Raw genomic sequence first — 15,184 nt, forward strand, 5'->3', positions numbered from 1 at the left:
GGGAGTCCGTCCAACCATTCACTGTTCTCTGAATTCACGACCCTGTGTATCGTCTGGTTCATGCCGACACTCGCCACCGACCTCGACGCGCTGACCCGGTTCGGCCGGGCTCTCGCGGACCCCATCCGCTGCCGCATCCTGCTGACCCTGAGGGAGGCGCCCGCACACCCCGCCGACCTGGCGGACACCCTCGGCGTCTCGCGCACACGCCTCTCGAACCACCTGGCCTGCCTGCGCGACTGCGGACTGGTCGTGGCTGTGCCCGAAGGCCGCCGCACCCGCTACGAACTCGCCGACGCACGCCTGGGCCACGCGCTGGACGACCTGCGCGCGGCCGTACTCGCGGTCGCTGCCGACCGGACCTGCGCGGACGCCGAGGAGAAGGACTGCTGCTGAGGGCCGGCCCGAGGCCCGCTTGGGAGGTGGCGGGGGGCTCTCCTGGTGGGGCGGCGCCACCTCCGGCCCCTTCGCCCACGTCCGCGACCCGGTCTTCACCGCGATGGCCGTTTCTCGGCCGCCGTACCGCCTGACCACGCCTGATACCGTTTCGCCGCCAGTGCGAACGGATGTACGGGGAGTGGCTGCGATGTACGAAGTGGCGTGCCATCAGATTGCCGAACAGCGGGTGGACGAAGCGCTCGTCGACATCGAGGGGCGCGCCTACGGCCACTGGCACTCCCTCAGGTACGGCTCCCTGCGGCTCGCGCGCGTCCAGCGGATGCGCGACGAACTCCTCGACCACGTCGCCGCCCGCATCCTGACCGAACCCGCCTCCGTGTCCGACCCGTTGACGCGCGGGGCGCTGCGCACCGCGGCCGAGGCCGCCTACGGGGTGCTCGACCTCGGCACCTTCCCCGGCGGCGACTTCCTGGTCGCCTTCACGCTCTGCGACGAGTCGCTCAGCAGCGAGGACTTCGCCTTCGCCGACGCCGTCGACCTGGCACCCACCGCGAGCACCTGGAAGGACGCCTTCGCCACCGGCCTGATCGGCGGCCTCCTCGACGACCGGGAGCGGATGATCGGCCCGATGCTGGAGGACGACATCGCCCCGCAGATCCGCGAGGGGGTGCCCTGCTCCCCGCTGGAGTCGGTCTCCGACCCGGCCGCGCTCGGCGAGATGGACGCCCTCTGCACCTACCTGGTCCCCGAGGTGCGGCAGCCCGGCCCGCTGCGCATGCCGGCCGCCGAGGAACGCACCCGGGCCGCACGGCGGCTCGACGCCGCCGCCGACCCGACACCGGACCAGCGACTGCTCCGGGTGCTGCTGGAGGACGACCGGCCGGCCTTCGACAAGGCCCTGGCCGACCGCCTCGTCCAGCACCGCGACACCATGGCCGCCGAGGCCGACCCGCACCCCAGGACACTGCTCCCGGTGGGCACGATCGCCCTGGCCGCCCTCGCGGTCCGCGTCCACGGCTGGCAGCTCGGCGTCCGCTCCGGCTACCTCCCCGAGGCGCTGCTGCGCGGCTGACCGCACTACCCGGCGGCGCCCCGCCCGGCCGCCGTCAGCAGCCGCGCCGCCGCCACCTTCTCCAGGTGTACGACGACGTCGTGCGAGCGGGACAGCGCGACGGGGAACTCCACTCCCGGCCCCGGGTACGCCGTGCCGATGCTCCGGGTGCTGCGGGGCGCAGCCAGCCAACCGCGCCCCGGCTCGCGGACGTTGCGCAGATCCACGACGTAGTCGCGGTGACGCACCTTGTCCAGCGTGTCCTCGTTGCTGCCCGGCTTCGCGGGCCCCACGGTGAACCTCCGCACCTTCTCCGTGTCGTCGGTGGCGTTGAACGAGCCCCGGTCGAAGGTGGTGCCGACGCTCAGATACCCCTTGCCCAGCCTGTCGCGCAGGAACGAGCCCTGGACCTTCGGGTACATCTCCGGGCTGTGCGTGACCAGGGCGACGTGCCCGTTGTGGGCCGACAGCAGCACCTTGTCGCCGGTACGCCGCTGCCACCAGGCCACGTTGTCCGCCATGACCGAGTCGCGGTAGCGCATGGACTGCGCGCTCTGCTCCGGGTCCTCGAAGTCGAAGGCGTACCCCCGGGCCGTCTGGTCGACGGCGGTGGCGTGCTGCACCGCCCAGTCGTACGCCGCGCGCGCCTTCCCGTCCGAACCGGCCGCGGGCGCGTGCCGCTTCAGCAGGGCCAGCGCGGCGCTGGTCCGTCCGGCCATCGACTTCCGTGCGGCCAGCGGCAGTTCCATGTACGCGGCGGTGTGCTCGGCCATGGCGGTCGTCGGCCGCAGCCCCCGGTAGAGCTCGGTGACGCGGGGCAGCAGCGCGGGGCGGTGCGCGGCCACGTACGAGGTGATCCGGTCGTACAGCTCGGGACCGGCGAACCCGAAGTCGTTGCCGGTGAACCGCACCGGATCCTGCGGGTGCTGACGGTTGTACGCGCGCATCCAGAGCAGCAGGTCCCGGTAGTCGGTGTTGTTCCACCAGGAGTAGAAGCTCTGGAACTCCTCGTCCATGATCTTCCTCAGGTCGCCCCTGCCGTGCAGCACGTAGTCGTTGAGCCGCAGCCCGCCGCCCCAGCCGGTCTCCAGCGAGAAGCTGCGGAACCCCTTCTCCTCGACGAGGTACCGGAAGACCCGGTGCTTCAGCGCGAAGAACTCGTGCGAACTGTGGGTTGCCTCGCCCAGCCCCACCACCCGGGCGTCCCCCACCATGCGCCCCAGCGGGCGCAGGTCGGCGAACCCGCCGCCGGGTTCGGTGGTGCGCAGCGGATGCGCGGCCCGTTCCAGGGCGGGCACCGGCGACGACGCGGAGGCGGTGGGCGACGGTTCCCCGGCGAAGGACGCGGGCGCGGTGGCGGCCACCGTACCCAGGGCGACGAGAAGGGCCAGAGCAGCTGTTGACCTGTGCTTCTTCATGGTTCAAGACTGTCCGGCGATACGGAGGCGGACCATCGGGCCAGCACCCCGGCCGAGGGTGGGACCACCCCTACCCCCGGCCCTTCCCCCGCCCCGTGCCGGACCCCGCCGACGGGAGCCGTCGCCCCAGTCCGGCCAACGGCGACAGCGCCATGAACAGCGGGGACAGCGCCAGCGCGACCGCCGCCGCCAGCACCATCACGTCCCGGGCCCGCAGCCGGTCCACCCAGGCACCGGCGAAGAGCGACAGCAGCAGGACCGGTGCCTGCTCCACGGCGCGCAGCACACCGAGCCCCCGGGCATCGGTGCCGAGCACCACCACGGCGACGAGCGGAACCGCCAAAAGCGCGGCCTGCGAGCCCAGTTGGGAGGCGGTCTGGCCGATCCAGAGGCTGCGGAAGTCACGGTCCCGCCAGAGGCCGGTACCGGAAGAGGAGGAAGTGGAGGAAGAGGAGTCAGGAGAGGGAGAAGGGGAGGCGGGAGGAGGCGTCGGACGGGAGGAGGACACGAGGCGGGCCCCTTGGGCGGCAGTGAGCGACGCCACCGCCCTTCCCGCGGTACGCGGTCGGGCGGGGCGCGAGGAAAGGCTCGCTGTGCCGCAGCCGTGAGCGGACCGGCAGACGCGGTCCGCGGCTCGGGGCAGCACGCGATGACGGGTCGAACGCGACCTGGAACGTCAGCGCGTGCTCGTGCGACCGGGTATCTCCACTCCTCAACCACCCTGCTTCGTCAGGCCCTTGGGCAACTCGCCGGCCACGGTATCCGAGGTGCCCGGTCCGGCGGGACGGCTGCGCCCGGCCCATCGTACGGCCGCCGGGGCCGCCAGTCCGGTCAGCGCGAACAGGGCCCCCATCACGTACCACCCCGGCCACCCCCAGGTGATGCAGAGCGCGATCAGCAGCCCCGGGCCCAGCGCCTCGGCCAGGCCCGCCCCGAGCCCGAAGACACCCAGGTACTGGCCGGTCGCATGCGGCGGGGCCAGGGCGTAGGACACCTCGAAACCGGCTGCCGCATGCCACAGCTCACCGATCGTGTGCACCACCACCCCCGTCATCAGCAGTGCGACGGCCGCCCACGCGGGCACCCCCGCGGCCGGCGAGACCAGCGAACAGGAGACCAGGAACGCCACGCCCGCCCGCCGGTAGGCGAGGCCGCCCGCTTCGGGGGAGACGACGCTCCGGCCGGCCCGCACCTGGAACACGATCACCAGGAGCGTATTGGCGATCATGGTGCCCGAGACGAGCCAGTGCGGGGCGGTGGTGGCCGAGACGAGCCAGAGCGGGATGGCCACGGTGAGCACCTTGAACTGGATCGCCATGATGCCGTCCAGCGCCGTCAGCAGCAGATACGGCCGGTCCCGCAGTGCGCCCCGGCGTCGGCCGCCGGTCGCGGCGGGGGCGGGCACGGGCGCCACCGACGGCAGGAACATCAGGGTCGCCGCCGACGTCAGGAAACCGAACGCGTTGCCCACGACGAGGAGTTGGTACGCCGTGAGGGTGCCGACCTGGACGGACCAGCCCGCCAGCACGGCACCGAGCGAGATCCCGACGTTGGTCACGGCGCGCAGGTACGCCCGGAACTCCTGCGGGCGCTCACCGCCGAAGCGCCTGATCAGCGGCGAACGCGCGGCGTTCCCGGCGGCCTTGGCGCCGGTGGCGACGCTCACCGCGAGGACGAACGGCCAGAAGCTGTCCGCCAGCAGGAACCCCGCGGTGGCCAGCGCCTGCGCGATCAGGGTGCCCGCGTACACCCCGCGGGCCCCGTGCCGGTCGGCGAGGTGGCCGACGGCGATGCCCACGGCGAGCGAGACGGCCCCGGCCATGCCCAGCCCGAGACCCACCTGGGCGGCCGGGAGCCGGACGGCCTGGGTGAAGTACAGCACCCCGGCGGTCAGATAGAGGCCGCTGCCGATGGTGTAGACGAAGTTCGTTGTGGCCAGGACCCGTTGAGGGCCGGGATCCGGTATGAGGTGAGGCATGGGCGAGTGCTCCGCGTTCCGGCCGGCCAGCAGGGTCAGGCCCAACCGTAAGGGTCCCAAAGGCTTGCCGCAGCTTACTTTTGACGACAGGGTGATATCGGCGGAACGGATTGCCCATCCTGTGAAGGAAGTGACAGCGGTGAACCGGGGCGTTGCGGGGGAGACGGGATGATCGACGAGGCACGCAGGCGGACCGAAGAGTGTCGCAGGCAGGTGGCTGAGGGCCGGAACCGGACCGGGGAGGATCCGCACCGGCACCTCCCCGACCTGGGACTCAGCCTCTTCGAGCTCGGTACGTTACTGATCGAACGGCCGGAACTGCACGAGGAGTTGGACGGCGTACTGGCCGAGGCCGCGGACGTCTACCGGCGGCTCGCCGGGACGGGCGACCGGTCGTGGCTGCCGGGGCTGGCTCTGGCCCTGGACCAGCGCGCCCGGGTGGTGGGGCTGCTGGGGCACCGCAGCGAGGCGCGGGCGTGCGCGGAGGAGGGCGTGGAGCACTTCCGGGGCCTGGCGGAGGAGGACCCGGCCGGTTTCCTGTCCCCGCTGGCCGGCGCCCTGGCCAACCTCGGCAACCAGCTCGCCGAACTCGGCCTGCACCACGAGGCGCTGGCGCGGATACGTGAGTCCGTCGAGGTGTGCCGCCGGCTCGCCGCCCACGACCCGGTCGTCGGCGAGACCGAACTCGCCTCGGCGCTCGTTGAGTTGGGGGTCAAGCTGGGCGAGATGGGCCGCGGTGGGGAAGCGGTGACGGTGCTGCGCGACGCGACCGAACGCTACCGGCGCCTCGCGTCCACCGAGAGCGGCACCCACGGCCGCGCCGCCCGTAGTACCGACCTCTTCGTCGAACGTGCCGCGGAGCGGGGCGGTGGGGTGGGGGAGAGCCGTGGCGCCGGGGCCCGCCGTGCCCCCGGTTCCGGCGGGGGCGCTGATGCGGGTGACGCCCGGGACGCTGGCGGGCTGGGGGACCGCTGGATCGCCCTCTTCGCCCTGGCCCGTGAACTGAACCAGCTGGGCCGCACCGAGGAGGCCCGCCCGTACCTCGACGAGGCCGCCGCCCTCTACCGCCAACTCGCCCGCACCAGCCCGGACTTCCTGGCCTTCCTGGTCGCCATGGCCGGGCGGCACGGCTTCACCGTCACCGCGGACGGCCGCATCGAACGCACCGGCCCGGAGACCGGCACCCGGCCCACGGCCGTCGACGAGGAGCTCCTCGCCCGTGTCCAGAAGCTCAACGAACAGGCCCTGACCCTCTCCCGGACCGGCAACCACGGACGCGCCGCCACCACCGCCCGGGACGCCGTCGAACTCTGCCGGCAGGCCGCCGGTACCAACCCCGGCATGACGATCCCGCTGGCCCGCTGCCTGCACAACCTGAGCCTCGTACTGTCGTGGAACAACCAGCAGCCCGAGGCGCTCGCCGCCGCCGACGAGGCCGTGCACCTGTGCCGCCGCTCGCTCGCCGCGGCCCCGCAGCTCGTACGGCCGCTGCTCGCGGAGGCGCTCGACACCCTCGCGGGCCGCCTCGCCACCCTCGGCCGCCCGGACGACGCCCTCGTCGCGGCGAAGGAGTGCGTGGCCCTCCACCGTCAGCTAGCCCATACCGACCCGGCGGAACTGGCCTCGCTGGCGCGGGTGTTGAACAACCTCAGCATCCGTCTCACCGGCAGCGATCGGCACGAGGAGTCACTCGAAGCCGTGCGCGAGGTGGTCGCCCTCTACCGGCGGCTGCGCGCGGAGGCGGCGGACCCGGGGGCCGCAGCCGTACGGGCGGACGGCACGGCCGACCCCGACCCGCACCTGTCGGGGTTCGTGCACGCCTTGGCCAACCTCGCGCTGCGGCTGGCCAGGGTCGGCCGCGACGAGGAGGCGCTCGCCCCCGCCGTGGAGGCGGCGGACCTGCTGCCCGGCCTGACCGCCTTCCACGCGGGCAACGACATCCCCGGTCTCCTGGAGTCCCTGACCTGGCTGGGCCACCACTTCGCCCGACAGGGCCACCGCCGCGAGGCTCGCACGCTCACCCGCGCGGCGAAGGACCTGCGGCGCAGGGCGCGGTGAGGCGGGGTGGGGCGGGGTGGGGCGGGCGGGTCGAGCGGCCACCGGGCGGACCGGTAGCCCGGCCGAATCGGTAGCCCGGCGGGACCGGGAGTCCGGCCGACCAACCCGCCAACCCGCCTGTCCGGCCAAGGCGTCCGACCGGCCGCCGCCCCGTCCCGTCCCGCCACGTTCTGGCTCAGGCCGTGGCCGTCGCCGCCCGCTGCTCGTACCCGACCAGCCGTACGCACACCGTCAGGCCCTCGATCGCCTGCTCCAGCTCCGCCTGGCCGGGGTAGCTCGGCGCGATCCGGATGACCGCGTCGCGCGGGTCCTTGCCGTACGGGTGCGTCGCGCCCGCCGGAGTGAGGACGATGCCCGCCCCGGCCGCCCTGCTCACCACCTCGCGCGCACAGCCGTCCGGGACCTGGAGGGTGACGAAGTAGCCACCCTCGGGAGACGTCCAGGAGGCCAGCCCGGTACCGCCGAGCCGCGCCTCCAGGATGCGGGCGACGGCCTCGAACTTCGGCTGGAGCTGGGCGCGCTGGCGCTCCATGTGGGCCCGCACCCCGTCCGTGTCGCGCAGGAACATCACGTGCCGCAGCTGGTTGACCTTGTCGGGGCCGATGGAACGCTTGGCGTTGTGGGCGAGCAGCCACCGCAGGTTCGCGGGCGAGGAACCGAAGAAGGCGACCCCCGCACCCGCCGCGGTGATCTTCGAGGTGGACCCGAACACGAACACCCGGTCCGCGTTCCCCGCCGCCTCGCAGGCACCGAGCAGATCGGCGATCTCGGCCTGCCGGTCGGTGAGGTGGTGGACGGCGTACGCGTTGTCCCAGAAGATCCGGAAATCGGGTGCGGCGGTCTCCATCGCGGCCAGCCGGGCCACGGTCTCGTCGCTGTAGCAAACCCCGTTCGGGTTGCTGTACTTCGGCACGCACCAGATGCCCTTGACCGCCGGGTCCTCGGCGACGAGCCGCTCCACCTCGTCCATGTCCGGGCCCGCGTCCGTCATCGGCACCGGGATCATGTCGATGCCGAAGCGCTCGCACAGCGCGAAGTGCCGGTCGTACCCGGGCACCGGGCACAGGAACGCGATCCGCTCCTGCTCCACCCACCGCGACTCTGCGCCGGGCAACACGCCGAGCAGGGCGTGCACCAGGCAGTCGTGCATCAGCTCCAGGCTGGAGTTGCCGGCCGCGAGCAGCTGCCCGGCCGGGACCTGGAGCAGCGGCGCGAATATCTCCCGCAGTTCGGCGAGGCCCTGGAGTCCGCCGTAGTTGCGCACGTCGGTGCCGTCGGCGGCGGTGTGCCGGCCGCCCGGCAGGCTCAGCAGGTCCTCGGCGAGGTCGAGCTGCCCGGGTGCGGGCTTGCCCCGGGTCAGGTCGAGCGCGAGCCCGCGCGCCGCGAGGTCCCGGTAGTCGTCGCGGGCCTGCGCCAGCAGCCCGGCCGGGGCGCTCCCGGTGGCGCCGCCGGGGCCGACGTCGTTGCCGGGGCTCAGCTCGGTGGTCATGGTGGGTTCCTCTCGCGCGGGGTGGTGCGGGCCGTGTGCCGACGCTATACCGGGGCGCTCGGGCCCTTGCGGACCGGTCCCGGGGGGGGCGGGTGGTCCGGGACGCGCGCGCCCGGGGCCTGCCCGGTCCCGGGCGGGCCGAGCCCCGGTTCCCGCAGGACGAGGATCTGCGGCCGGCGCGGCAGCCGCGACTCCTCGTAGTACCGCAGCGCTCGTCCCAGTACCGCACTGTCCGGGCCGTCACACCCGACATCCGGGCGACTTCCGCGCTCGGCCAGTCAGCCCTCGCCGGATGCTGCTCCCGCACCGTGTGCCGCACTTCCGGGCTCACCGCAAGCTCGTCGGACCGGTACCTCCGGCCCTGGTCAGGACGGCTGAGGCTGCCGCAGCGGCACCTTCATGTCCGGCGCCGCGCGCATACGGCACTCGGCCGACATCCTGCTCATATTTCGAATCCAGCAGCCGAGTGACGGCGCGTCAGCAAATTTGGGGTCGCGAATATTGGGAGTATGCCCGCGCACACCGACGTGGAAATCCCCGTGCGGCACCCTGCGCGGCTGAGCAGTACTGAGGAGTGGTGAGTTCCGTGCGAACGGTCCTTGGAGGATTCGGCTCCCCCCGCTTGAGGACGGCGGGCGCCTGTTGGCTGGCCGCCGGAGCGGTGTTCCTGCCCCTGGCGGCGCCCGGCGCGGCGAGTGCCCAGCCCGCGCGCACCGGCGCGACGGCACCGGTCGCCGCACCGGCCCCGGCCTTCGCCGCACCGGCGTTCGCGGCAACGGCACCCGCGTCCGTCCGGGCGGCGGACCCGCTGCCCGGCGGGCTCGGCCCCTGCGTGCCGGGCACCTGCCCCGACCCGTTCCCGCCGATCAACAACGGCGGGAACGCGGGCTACGACAACGCCATCAACATCTTCGCGGGCGGGGACTTCCGGGTCCGGGACAAGGCCGCCGAGGCCGAGGGACGGGTCGTCGTGCTCGGCTCGTTCGACATGAACAAGTCGGCCGAGGGCAGCCAGATCTACAACGTGGGCGTCGCGGGCGTCGGCTCCCGGGTCTCGCCGCCCAAGGGCTCGGACTACCTCACCACCGGCGGCTCCGTCACCATCGCCCCCGGGCAGCGCCTCCTCGCCGAGGACGGTGTGGTCCGCCACGCCGGCCCGCTGACCGGCACCGTCGTCGGCACCGACACCCTCGACCCGGGCGCGGCCACCCCGTACCTCGGGCTGCGCCAGCAGCTCACCGACGCCAGCCAGTGCTACGCCGACGGCGACACCGGCACCCGCCCGGCCACCGGCACCGCCGTCAACCAGGGCGGCCAGACCGTCTTCACCGGAGACGGCACCTCCTCCCTCCAGGTCTTCAACGTCGACTTCGACCTGACGTCCGCGAGCGGCGGCCAGCAGGGCATCGTCTTCGAGAACATCCCGGCCGGGGCCACCGTCCTGGTCAACGTCCTCGGGGCGAGCCGCACCATCAACACGTACAGCGGCGGCATCGACGACACGACCGACCCGCTGAACGGGCTGCGCGACCGGCTGCTGTGGAACTTCCCCGACGCCACGAACGTCGAGTTCAAGGGCACCGGCCAGTTCCAGGGCAGCGTGCTGATCGGCAACCAGGCATCCGAGGCGGAGGTGTCGCTGCCGGGCGTCAACGGGCGCTTCTTCAGCACCGGCTCGATCACCCACCGCAGCGCGGCGTCCGGCGGCGGCGGGCAGGAGTTCCACGCGTACCCCTTCAACGGCGATCTGCCCAGGTGCGGCAGTCCCGTCACGCTCATGGGCGAGCTGAAGGTCGTCAAGAAGGACTCCGAGAGCGGCGCCCCGCTGGCCGGCAGCGTCTTCCAGCTCTGGCGGGAGACCAACGGCGTGCCCGGCCTCCAGACCTCGGGAGCCACTCCCGACACGCGGCGCGGTGCCCCGTGCACCACCGACGCGCAGGGCGTGTGCAGCGAGAAGGAGGAGATCAACTACTCCTACTACTGGCAGGAGACCAAGGCCCCGGCCGGCTACGACCTGCCGAACCCCAACGTCTTCGGCCCCTACGCGCTCACCGCGGCGAACCAGACGGACGGCATCACCACCACCGTCCCCAACAAGAAGTCGGCCATGCCGAGCACCCTGGGCCGGATCAACGTGCGCAAGGTCGACGCCCGCACGGGACGCGGACTGGCCAGGGCGGTCGTCGAGCTCTGGAAGGAGAACGGCCGCAAGCCCGGCCTCCAGACCTCGGGCCCCGACCGCGACCTCGAGATCGGCGCCGGCTGCGCCACCGACGCCCAGGGAGCCTGCGCGTTCGGCAACCTGGAACTCGGCTCGTACTACGTCCGGGAGACCGAGGCCCCCGAGGGCTACCGCCTCCCGGCCAACCCGGTCTCGGGCCCGCACGCGGTGACCATGGCCAACGCGTCCGTGGGCGTCACGGTCCGGATGACGAACGAGGCGGAGGACCAGGTCAAGCCGAAGCCGAAGCCGAAGCCGAAGCCGAAGAAGTAGCGGCACGGGGGTGCGGCGGAACCGGAAGGTCCGGGCCCGCCGCACCATGCGGCACGGTGCACGGCGGGCCGGATCGGTGGGGCCCGGTTCCACGAGGTCGGTGGTCCGGTCCCACGAGGGTCAGTGGCCGGTGGCACGAGGTCGGTGGTCCGGCTCGACGAGGGTCAGTGGTCCGGCTCGACGAGGCGGGCCAGGTTCGCCAGGGCCATACGGGTGCCCAGCTCGTTGTCGGCGGCCGGGACCACCGCCGGAATCCCCTCGTGCGTCACCACGACGTCCGTGCCGCCGCCCACCGCGTCCGTCAGGGCGGTCGTCATCGTCATCTCGCCCCGCAGCGCCGGGTCCGCCGACTCGAACTCGGCCACCTCCACCACCACCTCGTCCGGCACGAGCCGTACGAAACGGCCGTGGTACGTATCGGTGCGGTCGGTCGACTTTCCGGTGCCGGCCCCCTCCTCGTACGTCAGGGAGATTCGGAAGCGGCCCCCCTCGCGGGCGTCGAACTCGTGGACGTGGCCGCTCATGTCGTCCGGCACGCGCCACTTCGCGAGGGCGTCCGGATCCAGCAGCGCCCGGTAGACGGCGGCACGCGGCGCGTTCATGTGCCGGGCGACCCGGGTCGAGTGCGTCGCGTTCTCGTTCGGTGCGTCGGGCATGTGCGGCCACCTGTCGGGAGGAGGGCGGGGCGGGCGTCCGGCCGGCGCCGGTACCCCGGAAACCCACAGTCGCACAGGCACCCGCCGCCGGAAGGCCGCTCACCCACCAGCAGCCGCAGCCGCACCCGCAGCCGGGGCCGGGGGCGACACGGCAGGGCTCCTCGCCGCCCTCCTCACCCGCCCCGACCGGGCCTTCCGAGGGCGAACTCCGCCCGGTCCAGCCACCGTTCGCCGTCCCAGACGATCAGGTGGACGGTGCGCAGCCGGCAGGTCAGCGGGAGTGCCGGGGCGAGCTGTGACTGGAGGGCGTCGTACGCCGCCTCCTGGGTGGCCGGGCCCTCGTGGTTGGCGATCGTCAGGTGCGGGGCGAGCGGCGGATCGAAGATGCCCCGGTACGGCACGGCCTCGGGCCAGCGCTGCGTCAGCGCCTTGGTGAGCGACCGCACCGGGCCGTGCGGCCACGGGTCCAGGTAGAGCACGCCCGGATAGCGGCCGAACTCGGCGAAGGTGAGGGTGAAGGCGTCGTGCGCGGCGACGAGGTCGGCGAGTTCGGTGCGGAACGCGGTGTCGATCCGGCTCTCGTGCACGAAGGGGTAGAGCACCGTCACATGTGCCGGAAACCCGGCCCGTACCAGGTGATCGGCCTCGGGGATCTTGAGGGTGAGCGCCGTGTCGCCCGGTACGTCAGGCCACCCGTCCACCACCGTCGCCCCTCCCCTCCGTTCGCCGCACCGCCGCTGCCGTCCGCCGCCGTACCGCGCGCCATGCTCGCACCCCGCGCCGTGCCGGGCTGCGGCGGGGTGACATCCGCCCCCAGATGTACAGGTCGTGCGCCTATAGTCCTCGTCGGCACCGCGGCACCGCGTGCCGCACCGACGACCGATCCTCAGGGCAGGTACCCGGCATGACCAGCAGCGGAAGCGCCACCCCTCCCGTCATCCACCGCCCCGGACGCCCGACGGACCTGTTGCCGGCCGAACTCCTCTGGGCCCGCTGGGCGGTGCTCGCCGCGCTGCTCACCACGGCGGAGCGCGAGGACACCTCCGACGTGCACCGCACCGGCTTCTGGGTGGCGTCCGGGGGCGGCGTCGACCGGCTGCGCTTCGACGACGGCGGTTCCTCCTGGTGGGCGCTGCGCCGGGCCGGGGAAGGCCGCTTCGTGCTGTACGGCGAGGACGAGTCGAGCCAGGTCAAATGGCACGACGGCCCGATCGACGTACTCGCCGGAGCCCCCGACTGGCTGCCGCTGGAGCTGCTGCGCGACCTGATCTCCTCGTACGAGATCGGCTGCGTCTACTGGTACGAGAACGGCACCTGGTCCCGCGCCCCCTACCCGGACGACCTCGGCGACGACGGTCTCGACTGCGGCATGAAACGCTTCACCACCTTCGACCGTGTGGGCCGGGAACTGGAACCCTGGCTGGACGACGACACGACCGACCCCGACGCGGAGATCGACCCGGTGCACCTCGCACGGCTGTTGGGCGACGCGGAGGCCGGCACGCTCACCGAGGACGCGGTACGGGACTTCGTCGCCGGTCTCGGCCGCCCGTCCGACGAGATCCGCCTCGCGGTGGACGCGGCCCGCAGGGCGGGGATCGCGGGCGAGCGCCGGTCGGACCGTGCTTCGTAGAGCGGCTTCTCGGGCGAACGGGGAGCAGTCCATGAAAACGGGGAGCAGCCCATGAACAGGACGACCGGCAACGGCGGGGGTTCGACGGACGATCCGGGTACTCCGGGTACCCCGGGTACCCCGGGTACTCCGGGCGGTTCCGGAGGAGCGGGTGGTTCGGGCCGAGCGCGGGGGCCAGGCGGCCCGGACGGTTCCGGTGGCTCGGATGGTTCCGGCAACTCTGGTCCGTCTGGCAGTACCAGCGGTTCCGGTGCGTCCGGTCGCCCCAGCGCTTCCGGTGCGTCCGGCGACCGTGGCGGTTCCGGCACCCTCTCCCGGCGTCTCGGTGTCGCCGATGCCGTCGTGATCGGGCTCGGTTCGATGATCGGGGCCGGGATCTTCGCCGCCCTCGCCCCCGCCGCAGCGGCGGCCGGGTCCGGACTGCTGATCGCGCTCGGCGTCGCCGCCGTCGTCGCGTACTGCAACGCCACCTCCTCCGCCCGGCTGGCCGCCCGCTACCCGGCCTCCGGTGGTACGTACGTCTACGGGCGCGAGCGACTCGGCCCCTTCTGGGGCTACTTGGCGGGCTGGGCGTTCGTCGTCGGCAAGACTGCCTCCTGTGCGGCGATGGCGCTGACCGTCGGTACCTACGTCTGGCCCGCGCAGGCACACGCCGTCGCCGTCGGCGCGGTGGTCGCCCTGACCGCCGTCAACTACGCCGGAATCCAGAAGGCCGCCCGGCTCACCCGGGCGATCGTCGCCGTGGTGCTCGCCGTGCTGGCCACCGTCGTCGTCACCTGCCTGAGCAGCGGCGACGCGCAGGCGACCCGGCTGGAATGGGGTATCGACGCCTCCTGGAACGGAGTCCTCCAGGCCGCCGGACTCCTCTTCTTCGCGTTCGCCGGATACGCCCGCATCGCCACCCTCGGCGAGGAGGTCCGCGACCCGGCCCGCACCATCCCGCGTGCGATCCCGCTCGCCCTCGGCATCACCCTCTTCGTGTACGTCGCCGTCGCGGTGTCCATACTCGCGGTGCTGGGCCCCGAGCGCCTCGCGCACGCCACCGCCCCGCTGGCGGACGCGGCGCACGCCGTCGGCGCCGACTGGCTGGCACCGGTCGTCCGCGCCGGAGCCGCCGTCGCCGCTCTCGGCTCCCTGCTCGCGCTGATCCTCGGCGTCTCCCGCACCACCCTCGCCATGGCCCGCGACCACCACCTGCCGCACGCCCTGGCCGCCGTGCACCCGCGCTTCCAGGTGCCGCACCGGGCCGAAATCGCCGTCGGCGCGGTCGTCGCGGTGCTCGCCGCGACGGTCGACGTACGTGCCGCCATCGGCTTCTCCTCCTTCGGCGTGCTCGCCTACTACGCCGTCGCCAATGCCTCCGCCCTCACCCTCAGCCGCGCCGAAGGCCGGCCGGTACGGGCGATTCCGGTGGTGGGGCTCGTGGGGTGCCTGGTACTGGCCTGCACACTGCCGCTCGCCTCGGCGGCGTGGGGAGCGGCCGTGCTGCTGCTGGGCGCCGCCGTATACGGGGTGCGGCGGCTGCGCTGACCCGGGCACACTGACGGGCATGCCTCTCTCCCTGCACCACATCGTCATCGACGCGCACGACCTCCCCGGTCTGGCCCGGTTCTGGGCCGAGGTACTGCGCTGGCGCATCCTGTCCGAGCGCGAGCGGGAGGTGGTGATCGGGCCCGACGAGAACGCACCGGTGGGCATCTGCTTCATGCCGGTGACCGACAAGAAGTCCGTCAAGAACCGGCTGCACCTCGACCTGACGTGCGCGCCGGAGGACCGGGAGGCCGAGATCGACCGCGTACGGGCGCTCGGTGCGCGCCCGGTGGACATCGGGCAGACCGGGGACGAGTCCTGGACGGTACTGGCGGACCCGGAGGGCAACGAGTTCTGCGTGGTCCGGCCGAAGACGACGCTCATCGGCTGAGCCGGCCCCGCCCCGTCCGTCCCCCTCCTCTCCTCCCTTCGGCCAACTCCGCCCGCGCCGCGTCATGTCCGCACGTCGGGACGGCTC

At 73.1% G+C, this 15,184-nt stretch carries 12 protein-coding genes and 1 pseudogene; 7 read left to right on the forward strand and 6 right to left on the reverse strand.

Annotated features, from left to right (window positions below; translation table 11 throughout):
- Nucleotides 1–60 precede the first annotated feature (60 nt).
- Both ACFYVL_RS20710 and ACFYVL_RS20715 read left to right on the forward strand, forming a co-directional pair.
- Nucleotides 61–396, forward strand: a complete 336-nt coding sequence (locus tag ACFYVL_RS20710; protein ID WP_389246791.1) for an ArsR/SmtB family transcription factor — start codon at nucleotides 61–63, stop codon at nucleotides 394–396.
- Between the two features lie 190 nt (nucleotides 397–586).
- Nucleotides 587–1,471, forward strand: a complete 885-nt coding sequence (locus ACFYVL_RS20715; RefSeq protein WP_389246793.1) for an immunity 49 family protein — start codon at nucleotides 587–589, stop codon at nucleotides 1,469–1,471.
- A gap of 5 nt (nucleotides 1,472–1,476) precedes the next feature.
- Here the strand turns inward: ACFYVL_RS20715 and ACFYVL_RS20720 are convergent, their stop codons facing one another.
- The 3 genes from ACFYVL_RS20720 to ACFYVL_RS20730 form a co-directional block, all read right to left on the reverse strand.
- On the reverse strand, nucleotides 1,477–2,868 hold the full coding sequence (locus ACFYVL_RS20720; protein ID WP_389246795.1) for an erythromycin esterase family protein: 1,392 nt from the start codon (nucleotides 2,866–2,868) through the stop codon (nucleotides 1,477–1,479).
- 70 nt (nucleotides 2,869–2,938) lie between these two features.
- On the reverse strand, nucleotides 2,939–3,211 hold the full coding sequence (locus tag ACFYVL_RS20725; protein ID WP_389246796.1) for a hypothetical protein: 273 nt from the start codon (nucleotides 3,209–3,211) through the stop codon (nucleotides 2,939–2,941).
- Nucleotides 3,212–3,580: 369 nt separating this feature from the next.
- Nucleotides 3,581–4,846 carry an MFS transporter gene (locus ACFYVL_RS20730; RefSeq protein WP_389246798.1) on the reverse strand — a complete coding sequence of 422 codons (1,266 nt, stop codon included), beginning with the start codon at nucleotides 4,844–4,846 and terminating at the stop codon, nucleotides 3,581–3,583.
- A gap of 213 nt (nucleotides 4,847–5,059) precedes the next feature.
- Between ACFYVL_RS20730 and ACFYVL_RS20735 the strand changes: the two genes are divergently transcribed.
- Nucleotides 5,060–6,904 carry a tetratricopeptide repeat protein gene (locus ACFYVL_RS20735; protein ID WP_389246800.1) on the forward strand — a complete coding sequence of 615 codons (1,845 nt, stop codon included), beginning with the start codon at nucleotides 5,060–5,062 and terminating at the stop codon, nucleotides 6,902–6,904.
- Nucleotides 6,905–7,079: 175 nt separating this feature from the next.
- Here the strand turns inward: ACFYVL_RS20735 and ACFYVL_RS20740 are convergent, their stop codons facing one another.
- A complete protein-coding gene (locus tag ACFYVL_RS20740; RefSeq protein ID WP_389246802.1) occupies nucleotides 7,080–8,393 on the reverse strand; it encodes an aminotransferase class I/II-fold pyridoxal phosphate-dependent enzyme in 1,314 nt (437 codons plus the stop codon).
- 586 nt (nucleotides 8,394–8,979) lie between these two features.
- Here ACFYVL_RS20740 and ACFYVL_RS20745 point away from each other — a divergent pair.
- Nucleotides 8,980–10,887 carry a choice-of-anchor A family protein gene (locus ACFYVL_RS20745; RefSeq protein WP_389246804.1) on the forward strand — a complete coding sequence of 636 codons (1,908 nt, stop codon included), beginning with the start codon at nucleotides 8,980–8,982 and terminating at the stop codon, nucleotides 10,885–10,887.
- Between the two features lie 164 nt (nucleotides 10,888–11,051).
- Here ACFYVL_RS20745 and ACFYVL_RS20750 read toward each other — a convergent pair whose 3' ends face one another.
- Together ACFYVL_RS20750 and ACFYVL_RS20755 are read right to left on the reverse strand one after the other, a co-directional pair.
- Nucleotides 11,052–11,543, reverse strand: a complete 492-nt coding sequence (locus tag ACFYVL_RS20750; protein ID WP_389246806.1) for an SRPBCC domain-containing protein — start codon at nucleotides 11,541–11,543, stop codon at nucleotides 11,052–11,054.
- Nucleotides 11,544–11,716: 173 nt separating this feature from the next.
- Nucleotides 11,717–12,244, reverse strand: a complete 528-nt coding sequence (locus ACFYVL_RS20755) for a 2'-5' RNA ligase family protein (RefSeq protein ID WP_389246808.1) — start codon at nucleotides 12,242–12,244, stop codon at nucleotides 11,717–11,719.
- 203 nt (nucleotides 12,245–12,447) lie between these two features.
- Between ACFYVL_RS20755 and ACFYVL_RS20760 the strand changes: the two genes are divergently transcribed.
- From ACFYVL_RS20760 to ACFYVL_RS20770, 3 genes and pseudogenes are all read left to right on the forward strand, one after another.
- Complete coding sequence (locus tag ACFYVL_RS20760; protein WP_389246810.1) at nucleotides 12,448–13,176, forward strand: hypothetical protein; 729 nt, start codon at nucleotides 12,448–12,450, stop codon at nucleotides 13,174–13,176.
- Nucleotides 13,177–13,476: 300 nt separating this feature from the next.
- A pseudogene (locus ACFYVL_RS20765) lies at nucleotides 13,477–14,706 on the forward strand (APC family permease); the annotation flags it as partial.
- A gap of 19 nt (nucleotides 14,707–14,725) precedes the next feature.
- Nucleotides 14,726–15,097: a VOC family protein gene (locus ACFYVL_RS20770; RefSeq protein ID WP_389246812.1), complete on the forward strand. Its 372-nt coding sequence runs from the start codon at nucleotides 14,726–14,728 to the stop codon at nucleotides 15,095–15,097.
- The last annotated feature ends 87 nt before the right edge of the window (nucleotides 15,098–15,184 follow it).

It is taken from the genome of Streptomyces sp. NPDC004111 (assembly GCF_042874215.1).
Classification (GTDB): Bacteria; Actinomycetota; Actinomycetes; order Streptomycetales; family Streptomycetaceae; genus Streptomyces.